Here is an 18,422-nt window from a genome sequence, read left to right on the forward strand (position 1 = left end):
GTCGCGGCGCGGGCGCACCGCGACGCTCAGGCGGCGCTCTGCGCGCCGTCGTCTGTCGCGGCGCTCTGCGCGCCGTCGTCTGTCGCGGCGCGTTGGGCGCCGTGGTCTGTGCCGGATTCGGGCTGGGCCTCCAACTGGTCCAGCGCGGCGTGCAGTTGCTCGGCCTGCTCGGGGGTGAGCAACGGCTGGGCGGACATGTCCACGAAGCCGCGCATCATCCGGAGGTAGCCCTCGGTGGTGTTCACGTCGACGCCGAGGACTCGGGACAGGTGGTCCCGCATGACGAACACACCGAGCTTCATCAGCCCGATGACCGCGGTCATGGCTCGCGGGTCGCGCGCCTTGGCGCCGTACCCGTGGTCGAGCATCCAGCGTTCGCCGTTCTCCACCATCTGGTCGAACCGGGCGATGGCGGTCTCGGAGCCGTCCATCAGGGACCGGGCGAGGTAGTTCTGCAGCAGCCGGGCGGTGGGATGAAGCGCGCCGAGGAAGGTCGGGTCGGCCATCCCGCCCCGGTCGAACATCTCCGCCCGGAGCCGGTCGACCTGCTCCATCGCGTACGTGTCGCAGGCGTCGCGCAGCGCGGCCTTGGACCCGAAGTGGTGCCGGACCAGACCGGGGGACACCCCGGCGGCGGCCGCGATGTCCCGGATGGTGGTGGCCTCGATGCCCCGCTCGGCGAACAGTCGCAGTGCCGCGTCCCGCATCCGCGCCCGAGCCGTCAGGTCCTCGAAGGCCGGGTCACCCACCGGCCGCGTAGTCACCACGCCGTCGTACCGCCTATCTGTCTGTGTTGCTGGCTATCCGACCCAACAGCCGACTATACGCTTGTATAGTCGGCCGGCAAGGGCTGGTGCTCCGGGTCACTCGGCAATATCCTTCGCTGAAACAAGACCGGTCGTAGGTCTTTTACATCGATGTCGGCCGCGTGGAGGAGTGACGCCATGTCCGTTCCGTCCGAGCTTGATCGACGTACCCTCCTGCGGGCCGGCCTCGGCGGCGTGGCCCTCGCCGTGGTCGGTGGCCAACTGGTCCCGGCCGGGACGGCGGTGGCCGCGTCGCCCGGCGCGGACCTGTCCTGGATCATCGACTGTGATCAGTGGGGTGCCCGGCCACCGGCCAGTGCCATCCAGCTCAGCGGCAACGTCACCAACAAGATCATCCTGCATCACATGGCGTTCCCGAACGTCACCGACTACTCGCCGGAGCACGCCCGCCAACTCGCCCGGGACTGCCAGAACCTGCACCTGGACACCAACGGTTGGGCCGACACCGGGCAACACTTCACGGTCAGCCGCGGCGGGTACGTGCTGGAGGGCCGGCACGGCAGCCTGGCCGCGCTGGCCGGCGGGGAGCACCAGGTGATCGCCGCGCACTGCCCCGGCGAGAACGGCAACGCCATCGGGATCGAGAACGAGGGCACGTACGTCACCGAGCTGCCACCAGCCGCGCTGCTCGACTCGCTCGTCCGGCTCTGCGTCACCGTGTGCCGGCAGTACGGGCTGCACGCGCACGACGTCTTCGGGCACTGGGACTTCCGCGAGACCGAATGCCCGGGGGCGGCCTTCTACCGGCTGTTCCCCGAGGTGCGCCGGCGGATCGCCACCGAACTCGGCACCCGGCCGGAAGACATCCCGGCCCGCCGCTGGCCGGACATCTGGCGGTTCGTCGGCGGCCCGGTGGTCCGGGTGGCGCAGTACCTGCTGGCCTTCCACGGGTACGTCGTACCGCTCACCGGGGTCTTCGACGCCGCCACCGTGACGGCGGTGCAGTCCTGGCAGGCGAGTCAGGGGCTGCCGGTGGACGTGGACGCCACGCTCACCGGACCCACCTGGGAGAGCCTGGCGCCCGAGCTGGCGAAGGACGCCACCGGCCTGCCCGTGCAGGCCGTGCAGTACCTCCTGAACCACAAGGGATACCTGGACGTCGCCATCACCGGCACGTACGACCACCCGACCATGAAGGCGGTGCAGGACCTCCAACGGCTGCAGGGCCTCACCCCGAACGGCAAGGTCGGCACCGACACCTGGTGCGCGATCGTCGGCGGCATCGTCCGGCAGTCCCTCCGGTGAAAGGAAGGGCCCCCTGCCGACCGGCCGCGCGCCGTGACCTCGGGAGAGGGTTCGCCAAGGCTCGCTGAGCCTTCGCAACCCTGCGCTCAGCCCGGGGTGCTGACGCCAGTGGTGGCCAGCACGCCCAGCAGCCGGTCGGCGAACGCGCGCGGGTGGGTGAGGCTGCCGTTGTGCCCGCCCGGGAACTCGACCAGCGGTGCGCCGAGCAGTGCGGCCAGTTCCGCCGCGCATCGGCGGTCGAACACCGTGGGCGGCGTGGTGGCGCCGTGGGCCGGCACCACCCGGGTGCGGGCGGCGCGCAGCGCCGCCGGTTCCAGTGTCGTCCCGGCGAGCGCGGGGATCTCCCGGTCGAGCAGGAAGGCGAATCCGGCGGCGCGGTCGAGGGTGATCGGGGCGAGGACGGCGTCGGGCTCCACCTCCTGGGTCGCGGGGTCGATGCCGAGTTCGGCCGCCATGATCCGGACGGCCGGCAGCCAACCCTCGCGCCGGAAGGTCGCGTGCAGGCCGGTCAGCACCCGCCGGGCGTCGTCCCGCTCGGCCGGCGGAAGCAGCGAGGGTACCGGTGGCTCGTGTGCCACCAGCACGGACAGCGCGTCCGGGTGCCGGCTCATCAGGTGCAACCCGATCGCCGCGCCGGTGCTGCACCCGAGCATCGCCGCCGGACGGTCGGTCACGGTGTCGAGCAGCCGCCGGGCGTCGTCGGCGTGGTCGGCGAGGCTGATCGGCGCGCGGGTGTCCCGCAGGATGCTGCGGTGCAGGCCGCGGCGGTCGTACGTGACGACCGTGAACCGGTCGGTCAGCCGGTCGACGAGCTGGTCCAGTTGGTTGGCGTTCCCTTCGCCGCTGGTGGCGACCAGTAACACGGGGCCGGTGCCGCGAACCTCGTGGTAGAGGTCGGCGCCGGGGACGGGCAGGACATCGGACCGGAGCGACATGACGATCTCCTCGGTAGGCTGTCCCAACCGTAATGCATCAAAAATGATGCATCAAGAGTGATGCTATTCTCGGCGTCATGAACGGAGTGGACCTGTTCCGGCTGGGTCGGACGCTGATGCGGATCGGTGAGGCGGCACTGCCGACCGAGGGGCTGCCGGAATACCCGGGCGGCCACCGCGCCGTACTGCTTGTCATCGCCGACCTCGAACAGCACGGGGAGAGCGCCGTCGGCGAGATCGCCCGCCGGGCCGGGCTGCCGCAGAGCGCCGTGTCCAACGCGGTGGCCCGGCTGCGCGAGGCGGGCGCCGTCGAATTGGCCACCGACCCTCGGGACCGGCGCCGCTCACTGGTCCGACCGGCCGAGAAGCCGTCCGAGCGACAGCGGACGGTGGCGACCAGCACCATCGACGCGGCGGTGGCGACCGCCCTGGGGGCCGAACGGGCGGATCAGGTCGGGGAGACCGTGGCGATGCTCGCGGAGCTGGGCCGCCGGCTCGCCCCCCGAACATCCCCGTGAGATCGGGCAGGGCCAGCCGGTTCAGCGACGGGTCGGTTGGCGGGCGGACCAACTCCGGTCCCGGTCTGCTGGGGCGGGTCAGCGCCGGGGCGCGAAGGCGCAGAACTCGTTGTCCTCCGGGTCGGCCAGCACCCACCAGGAGATGTCACCGCCGCGTTCCCGGCGCAACGTGGCCCCGGCGTCGAGCAGCGGGGTCACCTCCGGGCCGGCCAGGTCGACGTCCCAGTGGACCCGGTTCTTCACCGTCTTGCCCTCCGGCACCGGCGCGAAGACCAGATAATCCCACGGGAAGCCGGCGGCGCCGACCACGTACGCCGCCTTGCCCTCCGCTTCGACCCGGCCACCCAGCACCGAGGCCCACCACCGGGCCTGGGCCCGGGCCTCCCGGCAGTCGACCACCAGCTCGAACGGCCCGGTACGTGACCGCTCGCCCTCCGTCGGCGGGAACGCGCAGAACTCGTTGCCGTCCGGGTCGGCCAGCACCCACCACGGGTCGGCACCCGGCTCGCGTACCACGGTGGCGCCGACGGTGAGCAGGGGCGTCGGATCGGGGCCGGCGAGCCGCAGGTCGAGATGGACCCGGGTCTTGCCGGTCCGCGGCTCGGGAACCGGATCCACCCAGATCGAGTCATGCCCCGCCGCCGGGCCGAGGTCCACCCGGGCGGTGCCGTCGCCGAGGTCGACGACGTGACCGTCCAGCGCAGCCGCCCAGAACCGGGCCTGTACCCAGGTGTCCGCGGCGTCCATACAGAGATCCTTGAAGCTGGCGAGCGTCATCGGTTCATCATGCCGGCGACCGTCCGGGTGCGCGGGGTGACCGTCCGGCGGACGGGCTTATCCGGCAGCGAAGCCAGCCTTAAGTGTCGGCAAAGAACGTGAATGCCTGTGGCGCCGGCCGGTGACCGACCGGTACACCTGTCGACGTGGATCGGGACGTCGCGACGAGGGAGCCGTTGACCGACTGGGTGAGTGACCTACGTGTCATCCCCGGCGGGACCCTGGCGGACCCCGGAGGTGAGTCGGCGGGCGAGCCACTCCGCCGGGACGAAATACAGCTCGGGGACGTCCGGCGGCGGGACGACGAGGCGTACGGTCCGGACCGGGGGCGCCGGGAGCAGGAGGCGGCCCGCTGGCAGGAGCCGGCGCGGGGCCGCGGCCCGCGCCCGGCCGACGGCCAGCGCGGCACCGAGCGGGCCTACCGGGTCAAGGAGGAGTACCGGCCCCGGCCGGCGCAGCACCGGGAGATCGACGCCCCCGAGGTGTACGACCGCAGCGGCCGGCTGCTGTTCCACATCGTGTTCTGGTGCGCGTTGGCCACCAGCGTCGAGCTGTGGTGGCTGAACACCGACTCCGGTTCGATCCGCAGCGTCACCGACATGGCCATCGCCGGCGGCCGGCTCACCGGGATGATCGGTGGCTTCCTGCTGCTGACCCAGGTGCTGCTGATGAGCCGGGTGCGCTGGCTCGAACGCTGGATCGGCGCGCACTCGCTGCTGATCTGGCACCGGGAACTCGGCGGCGCGCTGCTGTTCATGATCCTCGCGCACGTCGTGCTGATCGCGGTCGGCTACGCCCGGCTGGCCGCCCAGCCGGTGGTGCCCGCGACGTGGTCGTTGATCACGACGGCCGAGGACATGGTCAGCGCCACCGTCGCGACCGGCATCCTGGTCGGGATCAGCCTGCTCGCGATCCGGGCCGTCCGCCGCCGGATGCCGTACGAGCTGTGGTACTTCCTGCACCTGAGCAGCTACCTGATCCTGCTGCTCGGCTACGGGCACCAGTTCGCCACCGGGCAGGAGCTGTCCCGGGGCGGCTTCGCGAAGTGGTACTGGGTGGGCCTGTACGTCTTCGTCGTGCTCTGCCTGGTCTGGGGGCGGATCCTCTTCCCCGCCTGGTTCAACCTGCGGCACCGGCTGCGGGTGGAGCGGGTGATCCCCGAGGGACCGGACATGATCTCGGTCTACATCGCCGGTCGCCGGCTGGAAGGGCTGAACGCCCGCGCCGGGCAGTACTTCCGCTGGCGCTTCCTGACCCTCGGCTGCTGGTGGCAGGCGCACCCGTTCTCGCTCTCGGCCGCGCCCAACGAGCACTTCCTCCGGCTCACCATCAAGGTGGTCGGCGACCACACCGAGCGGCTGCGGGGGCTGCGGCGCGGCGTCCGGATCTTCGCGGAGGGCCCGTCCGGGGTGTTCACCGCCGAGCGTCGCCGCCGGCCCCGGGCGCTGCTGATCGCCGGCGGCAGCGGGATCGCGCCGATCCGCGCCCTGCTGGAGGAGCTGCCGGCGCAGACCGTGGTGATCTACCGCGCCCGCAGCGAGGAGGAGCTGCTGTTCCGGGAGGAGCTGGACTGGCTGGCCCGGGAGCGCGAGGCGCAGGTCTGGTACGTGCTCGGCTCCCGCGACGAGGCGGCGCCGCGCTATCTGTTCACCCCGAAGGGCATGCGGGAGCTGGTTTCCGACGTCCGCCACCGGGACGTCTTCCTGTGCGGGCCGCCCGGTCTCATCGACACGTCGGTCAAGGCCCTGCGCCGGCTGCGGGTGCCCCGCCGCCAGATCCACCTCGACCCGTTCGAATTCTGATCCTTTCGAATCCCCACCTCGGAGGTAATCCCCGTGCGTCGCGCAGTCTTCGCCCTGCTCGGCACCACCATCGGCACGTCGCTGTTGATCGGCGCCAAGCTCGGCCAACCGACGCGCAACGACGCCCAGGTCACGGTGGACACCGCGGGTGTCGCCGGAGCCGACGAGCCCACCGCGTCGGCCGAACCGGGCCGGCCCACGCCGAGCGCCGGCGGGAAACCGCCGACGAAGGCCGCCCCGGCGGGCGGCCGGACGGCCAGCCCACCGGCCAGCCGTGGCAACACGGCGAACGGGACCAGGGCCACCACCGCGGCGAAGCCGCCGACCGGTGGGCTGCACAACGGCACCTTCACCGGCGCCGGGTTCACCCACGACTACGGTACGGTGCGGGTGACGATCACCGTGTCCGGCGGGGTGGTGAGCAGGGCCAGCGCCACGTACCCCACGGACCAGCCGACCAGCAGACAGATCAACGAGCGCGCCGTGCCGACGCTGAACGCGAACGCGGTCACCGCGAAGACCAGTGCGAACATCTCCACCGTCAGCGGCGCGACGCTGACCAGCACCGCGTACCGGTCCTCGTTGCAGTCGGCGCTGGACAAGGCGAAAGCCTGACACCCGCCGCCGACCGGCGGCCGGGATGAGGCCGGAAGTGGCGTCGACCGGCGGCGCCGGGGGCGCGTCGCCGACCGGGAGGGCCTGAGACATGCCAGCGACGGGGCTGCGCCGGGTCGAACAGATCATGGGTACGGCGATCAGCCTCCAGATCAGCGACCCGCTGCCACCCGAGCGGTTGGCCGAGCTGGCCGAGGAGACCTTTGCCTGGCTTCGTGCGGTGGACCGGCGGTTCAGCACCTACCGGGACGACAGCGAGGTCAACCGGTTCCACCGGGGCGAGCTGACCCTCGCCGAGTGTTCGGCCGACCTGCGGCACGTGGTCGAGGCGTGCGCCGACCTGTGGGCGGCCACCGACGGCTACTTCGACGTCTACGCCACGGGCCGGTTCGACCCCTCCGGGTACGTCAAGGGCTGGTCGGTGCAGGTCGCCTCGGACCGGCTGCTCGCGGCTGGCAGCTCGGCGCACTGGATCAACGCGGGCGGGGACATCCGGGCCCGGGGCGGTCCCCGACCCGGTGAGCCGTGGCGGATCGGTGTCCGGCACCCGGTCCAGCCCGACCGGGTGGTGTGGGTGCTGGCGGCCACCGACCTGGCGATAGCCACCTCGGGGACGTACGAGCGGGGGCGGCACGTCATCGACCCGCGTCGGGGCGTACCGGCGGTCGGGCTCAGCTCGGTCACGGTGACCGGCCCGGACCTGGGGGTGGCCGACGCGTACGCGACGGCCGGTCTGGCGATGGGCCGCGCCGGGCTGCGCTGGCTGGCCGAACTTCCCGGGTACGAGGTCGGGGCGATCGACGACGACCTGGCCGGCTTCAGCTCACCCGGTCTGCCCCTGGCGGCCGACGGCGAGGACGACGAGGACGACGGAGCCGGCAGGGACGACGGAGCCGGCAGGGACGACGGAGACGGCAGGGACGACGGAGACGGCCGGGACGACGGAGACGGCCGGGACGACGGAGACGGCCGGGACGGCGGAGACGGCAGGGACGACGGGGACGGCGGCGGATCGCTCAGCGCGGGCGATGGTGCTCGTCCTCTTCCTCCGCCGCCGAGCGGTCCCGCTGGGTGATCGTCGCCTGCGGGACACCGGTGACACAGCGCAGCCCGATCCGTACCTCCGTCCTGGCGCCCTCGAAGGCGAGCCCGACCGCGCTGTCCGGGCCGCGCTCGACGTCCTCCGTGTGGTAGCCCGGATTCGGACTCCACGAGACGAGGTACGCCTGGGCCTGCACGCAGCGGGCGACTATCGAACCGCCCCGGGCCGTGAACGTCCGCTCGGCGGACCGGGGCGGGTCGGCCGGGCTCGACCGGTGCGGGGTCGGGGACGGCGGTCGGCGGTCCGGGCCGCCCGCCGGGGTCGGGCCGCGCCCCGGCGGCGCGGCGGCCGACGGGGCGTCCGGCAGCACCCGGGTCACCGAGTCGGGGCTCAGCGGCTGCACCCCGGCGGTGGCCAGACCGTCGTCCACCCGGCCCAGCGCCAGCACGCCGACGGCGACCGACACGGCGGCGCCGATGAGCCAGGCGACCAGGTTCGTCGCGGTGTGGCGCAGCGGTCCGGGCATCGGCCCACGATTGCACACGGTGCCCTAACCGCAGGTTAAGAGCCGCTTAGATGTCTCTGCCGGTAACCGGCGGGGCGACGGCGGCCGGGTGGGCGCCGCCCGCCGCGGGCCGGTTAGCGTGTCCGGGTGGCCAGGCTGCTGCTCGTCGAGGACGACCCGGAGATCCGGCGCGCGTTGATCCGGGCGCTGACCGAGCTGGGGCACGTGGTGCTGCACGCCGCCGACGGGCTCACCGGGCTGGCCATGGCGCACCGGGACCCGGTGGACCTGGTGGTACTGGACCTGGGCCTGCCCGACATCGACGGCGTCGAGATGCTGCGGATGTTGCGCTCGGTCAGCGACACGCCCGTGGTGGTGGCGACCGCCCGCGACGACGAGCCGGCGATCGTCGGCGCGCTGCACCACGGCGCGGACGACTACGTGTGCAAGCCGTTCGGCGCGGCCCACCTGGACGCCCGGATCCGGGCGGTGCTGCGGCGCGCCGGCACCGATCCCACGGCTGTTCCGATCGCCCTCGGTGGGCTCCGGATCGATCTCGCCACCCGGCAGGTCAGCGTCGACGGCCGGCGGGTGGAGCTGACGCCACGCGAATTCGACCTGCTCGGCTACCTCGCCACCCGGGCCGGGACCGTGGTGACCAAACAGGAGCTGCTGCGGCACGTCTGGCGGCAGCCGACCGGCGGCGCCGACAAGACCGTCGACGTCCACCTGTCCTGGCTGCGCCGCAAGCTGGGCGACGACGCCCGGCGGCCCCGGTACCTGCACACCCTGCGCGGGGTCGGGGTCAAGCTCACCGCCGGTGAGCCGGTGGAGCGCGACCGGCCATGAGAGGCCGGTTGATCATGTTGGTCACCGCGACCAGCCTGCTGGTGGTGGTGGCCTTCCTGGTGCCGTTGGCGATGCTGGTCCGGTCGTCCGCGGCCGACCGCGCGGTCAGCTCGGCCGCGGTGGAGACCCAGGCGCTGGCGCCGCTGGTCGCCTCGACCGACCAGGACACCCTGGCGGCCACGGTCGAACGGGTCAACGCGGTGAACCCGCATCCGGTCACCGTCTTCCTGCCCGACGGCACCGTGCTCGGTGCCCCGGCCGACCGGTCCGGCGCCGTGGACCGGGCGGCCGCCGGCCGCAGCGTCGCCACCGACGTCCCCGGAGGACGGGAGATCCTGGTGGCGGTGGCCGGGTTGCCCGACGGTACGGCGGTGCTGCGCACCGTCGTACCGGACGCGGAACTCCACCGGGGGGTCACCCGGGCGTGGACGGTGCTCGGCCTGCTCGGCGTCGGACTGGTCCTGGTCAGCGTGCTGGTGGCCGACCAGCTCGCCCGCAGTTTCGTCCGGCCGCTCGCCGAGGTGGCGGCGGTGTCCCATCGGATGGCGGCCGGCCACCTGGACAGCCGGGCCGCGACCGACGGGCCGGCCGAGGTGCGCGCGGTCGGCGTCGGGCTGAACCTGCTGGCGGGCCGGGTCGGCGAGTTGCTGGTGCGGGAGCGGGAGCACGTCGCGGACCTGTCGCACCGGCTGCGGACGCCGCTGACCGCGCTGCGGATCGACGTCGAGGGTCTGCCCGACGGCGCCGACCGGTCCCGGGTGCTCGCCGACGTGGCGGCGTTGGAAGGGTCGGTCGACGAGATCATCCGGACCGCCCGGGGGCCGGCCGGACCGGCCGGGACCGGTGGGCGGTGCGACGCGGCCCGGGTGCTGGCCGAGCGGGTGGACTTCTGGTGGGCGCTCGCCGACGAGGAGCAGCGGGCGGTGACTGTCGAGCTGGCGCCCGGACCGATTCCGGTACGGCTCACCGCGGACGCCCTCGGCGCGGCCGTGGACGCGCTGCTGGACAACGTCTTCGCGCACACGCCCGAGGGGGCCGGCTTCGCCGTACGGCTGTCCCGGCGTCCGGACGGCGGTGCCCGGGTGGAGATCGCCGATCGCGGTCCGGGGCTGCCGGCCGGGCTGCCGGCGCGGCGCGGCCGTAGCGGCGGGGGATCCACTGGCCTGGGGCTGGACATCGCGGCCCGGACCGCCACCGGGTCCGGCGGCGGGTTGTCGGCCGAACCCAATCCGGGCGGCGGCGCCGTGCTCGTGCTCGACCTGGGTGGCGTCGAGGTCGAGCGGTCCGGTGGGTGGCGACGCGGCGGTTGATGCCCGACCTTGGCGGCGTCGAGGTCGAGCGGCGCGGTGGGTGGCGGTCCGGTGGGCGGCGACGCGGCGGTTGATGCCCGGCGGCTGGCCGGTGGTCCCGCCGATTCGCGACGGGTGATCGCCGAGCGGGCACCTCACCGTCCACTTTCGACCGACGTGGACTGGCCGGTCGGCTGGTCGCCGCCGGTCCGCGTGACCGGTTCACTCCGGTCTATCCGGTGATAGCGTGAACCCGCAATGACGCAGCTGCGGATCCTCGGCCCCCTGGAGGTCGGCACCGTCGACCGGCCCGTGCCGCTCCGCAGCCGCCGGCAGCGGGCCGTCCTGGCCGTCCTGCTCGCCCACGCCAACCGGGGCACCGGCATCGACGCGCTGCTCGCCGGGCTGTGGGGAGACCAGCCGCCGGACACCGCGGTGGGCCAGTTGCAGACCCTCATCTGGCGGCTCCGGACCGTACTGGGCGACGCCATCGTCACCCGCCCCGGCGGGTACCAGCTCACCGTCCGGCCCGGCGAGTTGGACGCCGAGGTCTTCGCCACCCGGGCGGCCGAGGCGGCGGCCCTGGCCGCGGCCGGGCGACCCGAGGCGGCGGCCGAACGGTACGCCGCGGCGCTGGCCCTGTGGCGCGGACCGGTGCTGGCCGACGTCGACCTGCCGGGCGACCCGCACGGCTGTGGCGTGGTCACCGCGATCGTGGAACTCACCGAGCGGCGGCTACGGGTCGAGCGCGAACACATCGACGTCGAGCTGGCCCTCGGCCGGCACGCGGAACTGCTCCCCCGGCTGTACGGACGGGTACGCGCCGAACCGTTGCAGGAGGAGCTGCTCGAACGGCTGATGCTGGCGCTCTATCGAGCCGGCCGGCGCGCCGACGCGCTGGCGGTGTTCCGGCAGGGCCGGGCGGCGCTGGTCGAGCAGCTCGGCCTGGAACCAGGCCCGGCGCTGCAACGCCTGCACGCGCGGATCCTGGCGGCCGACCCGGTGCTCGCGGCCGTCGACCGGACCGCCGTGCCGCCCCCGCCGACGGTGTCCCAGCTGCCCGCCGACGTGGCCGACTTCGTCGCCCGGGACGACGTGGTGACCGAGCTGGCCGAGCGGCTCGCGGCACCGTCCCGGTCCGGACCACCGGTCGTGGTGGTGGTGTCCGGCACGGCGGGCAGCGGCAAGACGGCCCTCGCCGTCCACGTGGCGCACGCCATCCAGGACCACTTCCCGGACGGGCAGCTCTTCGCCGACCTGCGCGGGGAGTGCGGTCCGGTCGAACCCGACGAGGTACTGGCCCGGTTCCTGCGGGCCCTCGGCGAGGACCCGCGGCGGTTTCCGGTCGACCGCGACGAACGGGCCGCGCTGTTCCGGGACCGGGTCGCCGGCCGCCGGCTACTGGTGCTGCTGGACAACGCCGCCGACGAGACCCAGGTCCGTCCCCTGCTGGCCGCCGGGGCTCCGGTGGCGGTGCTGGTCACCAGCCGGCGCCGGCTGGCCGCGCTGCCCGGGGTGCACCAGGTGGACCTCGGGGTATTCAGCACGGACCAGGCGCTGGCGCTGCTGCGCCGCACGGTGGGCGCCGAGCGCGCCGACGCGGACCCCGAGTCGTGCCGGCGGATCATCGAGCGCTGCGGCAACCTGCCGCTGGCCATCCGGATCGCCGGTGCCCGGCTCGCCGCCCGGCCGCACTGGCCGGTCCGGCGGCTGGCCGACCAGCTCGCCGACAAGCGGGCCCGGCTGGACGTGCTGTGCGCCGGAGACCTGGCCGTCCGATCCAGCCTGGCGCTCAGCCACGACGCCCTCGCCGGGCCGGAACGCCGGGCGTTTCCCCTGCTCGGTGCCGCCCACCTGCCGTACCTGCCGGGCTGGGCGGTGGCACCGCTGCTCGGCGAGCCGGCCCGGGACGCCGAGGAGATCGTCGAGCGGCTGGTCGAAGCCCGCCTGCTGGAGGTGGACCCCGACCCCGGTTCGGGCCGCTACCGGATGCACGACCTGGTCGCCGCGTACGCCGGTGAGCTGGCCGAATCGGTGGCGCCGGTGGACCGGTGCGGCGCGGTCCGCCGGTTGCTGGGAGCCGCGCTCCGGCTCGCCGAGACGGCGGACTCCCGGATCCCCACCGGATTCCGGCGCGGTACACCCGGTGGCGCGGCCCGGTTCGCCGAGTGGTCCGAGGCAACCGTCGACGCCGTGCTCGGCGACGCGCACGGCTGGTTCGAGGCCGAGCGGCCGGTGCTGGTGGCGCTCGTCGAACGGGCCGCCGCGGCCGGCCTCGACGAGGAGGCGTGGGAGCTGGCGGCCAGCCTGACCGGCTTCTTCGAACTGCGGGAGCACCTCGACGACTGGCGACGTACCCACCGGGTGGCGCTGGCCGCCTGCCAGGCGGCCGGAAACCGCCGGGGTACGGCGTACCTGCTGCGCGGGCTGGGCGAGCTGGACCTCAACCTGGACCGGATCGATCCGGCGGTCGAGCAGCTGACGGCCGCGCTCGACCTGATGCGGGCCGGCGGTGACCGGTTCGGCGAGAGCCTGGTGCTGCGCGCGTTCGGCACGGCGTACCGGCTGGCCCGCCGCAACGACGAGGCGGAACGGGCGTTGTACGACGCGCTGCGGATCGCCACCGACCTGGCCGACCCGGTCGGCCAGGCGCAGGCGTTGCACAACCTCGGGGCGCTGCGCCGCCGGGCCGGGCGGCTGGTCGACGCGGAACACGCCTACACGACGGCGCTGGCCCTGTTCCGTGAGGCCGGTGACCGGTTCGGCGAGGCGTACACGATGTGCGGTCTCGGGCTGCTCGGCACCCGGCCGGACGCCGGTGCGGACCGGATGCGGGTGGCGGAGGGTCACCTGCGCCGCAGCCTGGAGCTGTGTCAGGATCTCGGCTACCGCCGGGGGGCGGCCATCGCGCTCGGCCACCTGGGCGACCTGCACCTGCGGCAGGGCCGCCCGGAACGGGCCCTGCCGGAGCTGCGATCGGCGCTGGCCGGCTGCCGGGAGGTCGGCGACGGGCCCGGCGAGGCCATCGCGCTGCGCCGGCTGGGCGACCTCTTCCTGCGCCTGGACCGCACCGAGGCCGCCCGGTCGTGCTACCGGGACGCCCTCACGATCAGCGAGCGGTACGGCATGGTCGAGGAGCGCCACCGGGCGCTGCGCGGGTTGGCCGCCGCCACCCCCTGCCCCCGGGCCGCGGCCGCCCGGTCGGCCCAGCCGTCGGACGGCGGTCCGGCACTTCAGCCGTCGGATGGTGCCCCGGAGCTTCAGCCGTCGGAGGTTGGTTCGGCTCCGCCATCGGATCGCGGGCAGAACGTCGAATCGTAGAGCGCGCTGAGAGCGGACTGAGAGGATCGGCCGGCCGGCATCGGGCAGGCTGGGTAAACCTGGCCGGGCTCGAAGCGCGGCCCCGGACCCCGGGCGCGCGGCGCGGGACCCCGCGCGCCCGGCTCAATCTTCGGCCCACGGCCGCACCGGACAGATCCCGGCGACGCGAGGCGGCTGTCCGGGCCCGGTAGCGGGCGGGACCAGCGCGAACCCCGACGGGAACCTCCGGTGGATCAGCCGGCCGCCGGCAGCCGGACCACGAACCGGCAACCGTCGGCGACGTTCTGCACATCCACCCGGCCGCCGTGCGCCTCGACCAACCCGCGCACGATCGCCAGACCCAGGCCACCCGCCGCGACGGCGTCGCCACCGGCCCGGCTCGGTGTGCCGTCCGGCCCCGTGACCTGGCGCGGTGTGCGCGCCCGTTCGCCCCGGAAGGCCACGTCGAACAGCCGGGGCAGATCCGCCGGCGGGATGCCGCCGCAGGTGTCCGCCACCGACAGCCAGGCGGTGTCCCGGTCCCGGCCGGCGGCCACCCGTACGGTCCCGTCAGCCGGGGTGTAACGGACCGCGTTGAGCAGCAGGTTCGCCACCACCCGGGACAGTTCCGGCTCGCTGGCGGTGACCACCGGCCAACCCGACTCGGCGGCGACCAGCCTGATCCGGCGGGCCGCGGCCAGCGGGGCGGCCCCGGCCAGCGCGTCGGAGACCACCTCCCGCAGCGGTACGGCGGACGGCACGAGCCGCAGCGCCCCGGCGTTGATCCGGGACAACTCGAACAGGTCGTCCACCAGCCGGGCCATCCGGTCCGACTCCACCCGGACCCGGCGGTGGTACTCGGCCACCGTGGCCGGATCGTCGACCACCCCGTCCTCCAGCGCCTCGGCCATGGCCCGCAGGCCGGCCAGCGGCGTACGCAGGTCGTGTGAAACCCAGGCGACCAGGTCCCGGCGGCCCTTCTCAAGCTGCCGTTCCCGCTGCCGGGCCTGCTCGGCCCAGACGGCCGCGGTGGCCAGCCGGCGCCCGGAGAGCACCCCGAGCGCCAGGCTCACGGCCGCCGCGGCGGTCACCGTGAGCAGCACGACCTCCAGGTCGTGCGCGGAGAGGAACATCGCCTCGGCCACCGTGACCACGCCGGCCACCACCGCGGCGACGGTCACCGCGAGCAGCACCCCCAGGTGTACGGTGATCGACCGCGCCGGCAGCAGCCGCAGCACCAGCGCGCCCGCCACCCCCACCGCCCCGGCGGCGAGCAGGGACATCAGGAAGATCAGCGCGAGGTCACGCATGGCCGTACTCGTATCGGTAGCCGACGCCCCAGACCGTGACGATCCGGCACGGAAGGGCCGGATCGTCCTCGACCTTCTCCCGCAGCCGGCGCACGTGGACCGTAACCGTGGACTGGTCGCCGAACTGCCAGCCCCACACCCGGTCCAGCAGCTCCGCCCGGCGAAACGCCCGTCCGGGGTGCCGGAGCAGGAAAAGCAGCAGGTCGAACTCCCGGCCGGTCAGCGCCAGCTCGGCGCCGCGCAGCCGGGCCACCCGCCGGCCCGCGTCCACCGCCAGCTCGCCGTCGCGCAGCAGGTCCGGGCCGGCGGCCGCCGGTTCACCGCCGGCCCGCCGCAGCACCGAGCCGACCCGCAGCACCAGCTCGCGGGGCGAGAACGGCTTCGTGACGTAGTCGTCGGCGCCGAGCTGCAGGCCGAGGATCCGGTCCGCCTCGTCACCCAGCGCAGTCAGCATGACGATCGGCAAGGTGGCCGAACGGGCCCGCAGGCGCCGGCACACCTCCAGACCGTCGACCTCGGGCAGCATCAGATCCAGCACCACCAGATCCGGCGCCGTCCGCTCGACGGCGGCCAGCGCGGCGGCGCCGTCACCGGCATGTGAGACCAGATAACCGGCCCGGTCCAGGTAGCGGCACACCACATCGCTGACGGTCCGGTCGTCATCCACCACCAGCACTCGTCGGGCCGATGCCACGTTTCCCGCCATCAGTGCAGCGTAGCCAGCCGGAAGCCACCCGCCGCCCGGCCAAGTCTTTCGGGTCGCTTACGGCTCGCGGCGGTCCGGCCCGGGCCGGTCACCGCCCACCTAGCGTGAGGACGTGCGAATACTGATCACCGGTGGAGCCGGATTCATCGGCTCCCATGTCGCCGACCTCGCCGTGACGGCCGGACACGAGGTCGTGCTGCTGGACGCGCTGCTGCCCGAGGCACACGGCGACCGGGCCCCGGCCTGGTCGGCCCGGCACCCGCTGGTGGTGGCGGACGTCCGGGACCCGGACCGGCTGGCCGAGGCGCTACGCGGGGTCGACGCGGTCTGCCACCAGGCCGCCATGGTGGGCCACGGGCTCGACCCCGCCGACGCGCCGAGCTATGCCGGGCACAACGACCTGGGCACCGCCGTGCTGCTGGCCGCCATGCACGCCGCCGGGATCCGCCGGCTGGTGCTGGCCAGCTCGATGGTGGTCTACGGCGAGGGACGCTACCGGTGCGCCGAGCACGGGGTGGTGCCGCCGGCGCCGCGCCGCGCCGCCGACCTGGCCGCCGGCCGGTACGATCCCGGCTGCCCACGCTGCGGGAGGACGCTGGAGTCCGAGCTGGTACCCGAGGACGCGCCGCTGCGCCCGCACAGCACGTACGCGGCCAGCAAGCTGGCCCAGGAACACCTGGCCGGCGCCTGGGCCCGGCAGACCGAGGGTTCGGTCTGGGCGTTGCGCTACCACAACGTGTACGGGCCACGGATGCCCCGGGACACCCCGTACGCCGGGGTTGCCTCGATCTTCCGCTCCGAGCTGGCCGCCGGCCGGCCGCCCCGGGTGCTGGAGGACGGCCGGCAGCGCCGCGACTTCGTCCACGTCACCGACGTGGCCCGGGCCAACCTGCTGGCGCTGGGCGCCGACCGCCCGGCGGACGGCTTCGAGGCGGTCAACGTCTGCTCGGGCGAGCCGCACACCGTCGGTGAGCTGGCGGCGACCCTGGCCACCGCCATGGCCGGCCCGGCGCCCCGGGTGGTCGGCGGGGCCCGCCCGGCGGACGTGCGGCACGTCGTGGCCGATCCCGGCCGGGCGTCCCGGCGGCTCGGCTTCGTCGCCGAGGTGCCGTTCGCGACCGGGGTGGCGGCGTTCGCCACCGATCCGCTGCGCGAGCCGGCCCGGGTCAGGACACCGTCAGCAGCAGGTGGTTGACCGCCAGCGCGGTGAGTGCCTGCCCGGCCAGCCACCACCGGCGGCCGGGCCCGGGCAGCCGGCAGACCGCGACCAGCAACCAGACCGAGAACGGCAGCCAGATCCGTTCCACCTCGGCCTTGGACAGCCCGGACACGTCCGCGGCCAGCACGGCCAGCGCGGCGGCGAGCGGTAACCACGTCGTCGGCCCACCCTGGGCCGGCGCCCACGACCGGACCGACCAACCTCGGTCCGGCGCGCGTAGCCGGCCCAGGGCGGGACGCCGGGTCGAGGCCGGTCCGCCGGCCCGGTCCGCCGGGCGGAGCCCGCCGAGCACCCGGCGCAGCCCCGGTCCGACCGCCGGCCCGGCCGAGCAGACCAGCGCGGCCAGGTTCGCCCACACCCAGTAGCCGTACGGGCGGTCCGCCGCCCAGCCCTGGTCGTAGCGGACCGACACCAGCCGGTAGCCCTCCAGCCAGTCGAACCCGGCCAGCGTGAACGCCAGCACCACGACCAGCACGCCCGACGTGGCGAGCCCCAGCGACCAGCACCGGTCGGCGGTGAACAGCCTCCGCAGGCCACCGGCCCGATCCGGAATCGCCACCCGGTCCGGGGCCGCGCCCCGACCCGGGCTCGGGGGTCGCAGCGCGAGCACAGCCAGGGCGAGCGGCCCGACCAGCACGAAGCCGTACGACAGGTACAGGGCGAAGCCGAGCAGCAGCCCGCCGAGCCCGGCGACCCACCGGCGCGGCATGGCCAGCAGGGCCAGCCCGGCGGCCACCACGCCGGCGAAGACCCCGTCGGCCGAGGCGCCCACCCAGACCGCGCCGGGCAGCAGGACCAGGAACGGCAACGCGGTCCGGGCCGCCGCCTCGTCGCCGAGCGCCCGCAGCGCCACCGGCACCGACACCGCGACCGACGCCCCGACGAGCACGCAGAGCAGCGCGGCGGGTACGGCCCCGCCCAGGCCGACACGGTCGAGCCAGACGAAGATCAGTAAAGCGCCCGGCGGGTGCCCGGCGGTGTGCGTGGCCCAGGAGCCCGGCTGGAAATCGAGGATCCGGCCGGCGAACCCGGCGAGCATCGCCGGGATGTCGGTGACCTTCGGCACCTCCCACAGGTACTCCGCCTGCGGGGTGAGTCGCCGGGCCAGCCCGGTCGACCAGCCGTCGACCAGGGCGAGCGCCAGGGTCCAGGCCACCGCCGTGCCGTAGCCGGCGGCCAGCAGTGGGCGCCACGACGCGCGCCGGGCCAGCTCCGGACCCCACCGGACGACGGCGACGGCCAGCAGCAGCGCGGCCGGGGTACCCCAGCCGACGTGCGGGTGCCAGCTCGCGTACAGCGGGGCGGCGTCGGCGTGCAACTTGACCCCGCGCTGGTTGAGCAGCGCGCCCACCACGGCGGCGACGACCACGAGGCCGAGTTCGAGGCCCAGCACGACGAGGTCGGTTCGCCTGGCTGGGTTCCGCCGGACCCGCCCACTCTGGGCGGTCAGGCTTGATCCCGTCGTGGGCGGGTCCGGCGGAAC

16 protein-coding genes are annotated in these 18,422 nt (G+C 74.5%); 9 read left to right on the forward strand and 7 right to left on the reverse strand.

Going from position 1 to position 18,422, the window contains the following annotated elements:
* Positions 1-26: 26 nt before the first annotated feature.
* Positions 27-764 (reverse strand): TetR/AcrR family transcriptional regulator, encoded by a 738-nt coding sequence (locus ACXN5W_RS25065; RefSeq protein ID WP_473160825.1) that lies wholly within the window; start codon positions 762-764, stop codon positions 27-29.
* Positions 765-944: 180 nt separating this feature from the next.
* On the opposite strand from ACXN5W_RS25065, the gene ACXN5W_RS25070 reads away from it, so the two are divergent.
* A complete protein-coding gene (locus ACXN5W_RS25070) occupies positions 945-2,072 on the forward strand; it encodes a peptidoglycan recognition protein family protein (RefSeq protein WP_473160826.1) in 1,128 nt (375 codons plus the stop codon).
* Positions 2,073-2,158: 86 nt separating this feature from the next.
* Here ACXN5W_RS25070 and ACXN5W_RS25075 read toward each other — a convergent pair whose 3' ends face one another.
* On the reverse strand, positions 2,159-3,007 hold the full coding sequence (locus ACXN5W_RS25075) for an alpha/beta fold hydrolase (protein WP_473160827.1): 849 nt from the start codon (positions 3,005-3,007) through the stop codon (positions 2,159-2,161).
* Positions 3,008-3,084: 77 nt separating this feature from the next.
* Between ACXN5W_RS25075 and ACXN5W_RS25080 the strand changes: the two genes are divergently transcribed.
* On the forward strand, positions 3,085-3,525 hold the full coding sequence (locus tag ACXN5W_RS25080; protein ID WP_473160828.1) for a MarR family winged helix-turn-helix transcriptional regulator: 441 nt from the start codon (positions 3,085-3,087) through the stop codon (positions 3,523-3,525).
* 78 nt (positions 3,526-3,603) lie between these two features.
* Here the strand turns inward: ACXN5W_RS25080 and ACXN5W_RS25085 are convergent, their stop codons facing one another.
* Positions 3,604-4,302 carry a VOC family protein gene (locus ACXN5W_RS25085; RefSeq protein ID WP_473160829.1) on the reverse strand — a complete coding sequence of 233 codons (699 nt, stop codon included), beginning with the start codon at positions 4,300-4,302 and terminating at the stop codon, positions 3,604-3,606.
* Between the two features lie 146 nt (positions 4,303-4,448).
* On the opposite strand from ACXN5W_RS25085, the gene ACXN5W_RS25090 reads away from it, so the two are divergent.
* The 3 genes from ACXN5W_RS25090 to ACXN5W_RS25100 all read left to right on the forward strand — a co-directional run bounded on the left by ACXN5W_RS25090 (position 4,449) and on the right by ACXN5W_RS25100 (position 7,794).
* On the forward strand, positions 4,449-6,104 hold the full coding sequence (locus tag ACXN5W_RS25090; RefSeq protein WP_473160830.1) for a ferredoxin reductase family protein: 1,656 nt from the start codon (positions 4,449-4,451) through the stop codon (positions 6,102-6,104).
* A gap of 33 nt (positions 6,105-6,137) precedes the next feature.
* Positions 6,138-6,719: an FMN-binding protein gene (locus ACXN5W_RS25095; RefSeq protein WP_473160831.1), complete on the forward strand. Its 582-nt coding sequence runs from the start codon at positions 6,138-6,140 to the stop codon at positions 6,717-6,719.
* Positions 6,720-6,810: 91 nt separating this feature from the next.
* A complete protein-coding gene (locus tag ACXN5W_RS25100; RefSeq protein WP_473160832.1) occupies positions 6,811-7,794 on the forward strand; it encodes an FAD:protein FMN transferase in 984 nt (327 codons plus the stop codon).
* Here ACXN5W_RS25100 and ACXN5W_RS25105 read toward each other — a convergent pair.
* The gene (locus ACXN5W_RS25105) at positions 7,736-8,287 is read right to left on the reverse strand and encodes a hypothetical protein (protein ID WP_473160833.1); all 552 of its coding nucleotides are present in this window, start codon (positions 8,285-8,287) and stop codon (positions 7,736-7,738) included. The two genes, ACXN5W_RS25100 and ACXN5W_RS25105, sit on opposite strands and share 59 nt — an antisense overlap.
* A 126-nt stretch (positions 8,288-8,413) precedes the next feature.
* On the opposite strand from ACXN5W_RS25105, the gene ACXN5W_RS25110 reads away from it, so the two are divergent.
* From ACXN5W_RS25110 to ACXN5W_RS25120, 3 genes are all read left to right on the forward strand, one after another.
* On the forward strand, positions 8,414-9,115 hold the full coding sequence (locus ACXN5W_RS25110) for a response regulator transcription factor (protein ID WP_473160834.1): 702 nt from the start codon (positions 8,414-8,416) through the stop codon (positions 9,113-9,115).
* Positions 9,112-10,425: a HAMP domain-containing sensor histidine kinase gene (locus ACXN5W_RS25115; protein WP_473160835.1), complete on the forward strand. Its 1,314-nt coding sequence runs from the start codon at positions 9,112-9,114 to the stop codon at positions 10,423-10,425. Before ACXN5W_RS25110 ends, ACXN5W_RS25115 begins: the two co-directional genes overlap by 4 nt.
* Before the next feature lie 237 nt (positions 10,426-10,662).
* Entirely contained in the window at positions 10,663-13,725 is a 3,063-nt protein-coding gene (locus ACXN5W_RS25120) for an AfsR/SARP family transcriptional regulator (RefSeq protein WP_473160836.1), read from the forward strand.
* Positions 13,726-13,958: 233 nt separating this feature from the next.
* Here ACXN5W_RS25120 and ACXN5W_RS25125 read toward each other — a convergent pair whose 3' ends face one another.
* Together ACXN5W_RS25125 and ACXN5W_RS25130 are read right to left on the reverse strand one after the other, a co-directional pair.
* On the reverse strand, positions 13,959-15,014 hold the full coding sequence (locus ACXN5W_RS25125; RefSeq protein WP_473160837.1) for a sensor histidine kinase: 1,056 nt from the start codon (positions 15,012-15,014) through the stop codon (positions 13,959-13,961).
* Complete coding sequence (locus ACXN5W_RS25130; protein WP_473160838.1) at positions 15,007-15,720, reverse strand: response regulator transcription factor; 714 nt, start codon at positions 15,718-15,720, stop codon at positions 15,007-15,009. Before ACXN5W_RS25130 ends, ACXN5W_RS25125 begins: the two co-directional genes overlap by 8 nt.
* Before the next feature lie 112 nt (positions 15,721-15,832).
* Here ACXN5W_RS25130 and ACXN5W_RS25135 point away from each other — a divergent pair, with 112 nt between their 5' ends.
* Positions 15,833-16,915, forward strand: a complete 1,083-nt coding sequence (locus ACXN5W_RS25135) for an NAD-dependent epimerase/dehydratase family protein (protein WP_473160839.1) — start codon at positions 15,833-15,835, stop codon at positions 16,913-16,915.
* On the opposite strand, the gene ACXN5W_RS25140 is transcribed toward ACXN5W_RS25135, so the two are convergent.
* The coding region (locus ACXN5W_RS25140; protein ID WP_473160840.1) for a hypothetical protein at positions 16,887-18,422 on the reverse strand (1,536 nt) is incomplete at its 5' end. The genes ACXN5W_RS25135 and ACXN5W_RS25140 overlap by 29 nt on opposite strands.

The organism is Plantactinospora sp. A48 (genome assembly GCF_055793945.1).

What these genes read in the sequence shown, in the direction of transcription:
- ACXN5W_RS25075 (WP_473160827.1), bottom strand. Translation starts at nt 3,007, where the DNA reads ATGTCGCTCCGGTCCGATGTCCTGCCCGTCCCCGGCGCCGACCTCTAC.
- ACXN5W_RS25120 (WP_473160836.1), top strand. Translation starts at nt 10,663, where the DNA reads ATGACGCAGCTGCGGATCCTCGGCCCCCTGGAGGTCGGCACCGTCGAC.
- ACXN5W_RS25130 (WP_473160838.1), bottom strand. Translation starts at nt 15,720, where the DNA reads ATGGCGGGAAACGTGGCATCGGCCCGACGAGTGCTGGTGGTGGATGAC.
- ACXN5W_RS25105 (WP_473160833.1), bottom strand. Translation starts at nt 8,287, where the DNA reads ATGCCCGGACCGCTGCGCCACACCGCGACGAACCTGGTCGCCTGGCTC.
- ACXN5W_RS25070 (WP_473160826.1), top strand. Translation starts at nt 945, where the DNA reads ATGTCCGTTCCGTCCGAGCTTGATCGACGTACCCTCCTGCGGGCCGGC.
- ACXN5W_RS25080 (WP_473160828.1), top strand. Translation starts at nt 3,085, where the DNA reads ATGAACGGAGTGGACCTGTTCCGGCTGGGTCGGACGCTGATGCGGATC.
- ACXN5W_RS25100 (WP_473160832.1), top strand. Translation starts at nt 6,811, where the DNA reads ATGCCAGCGACGGGGCTGCGCCGGGTCGAACAGATCATGGGTACGGCG.
- ACXN5W_RS25125 (WP_473160837.1), bottom strand. Translation starts at nt 15,014, where the DNA reads ATGCGTGACCTCGCGCTGATCTTCCTGATGTCCCTGCTCGCCGCCGGG.
- ACXN5W_RS25085 (WP_473160829.1), bottom strand. Translation starts at nt 4,302, where the DNA reads ATGACGCTCGCCAGCTTCAAGGATCTCTGTATGGACGCCGCGGACACC.
- ACXN5W_RS25115 (WP_473160835.1), top strand. Translation starts at nt 9,112, where the DNA reads ATGAGAGGCCGGTTGATCATGTTGGTCACCGCGACCAGCCTGCTGGTG.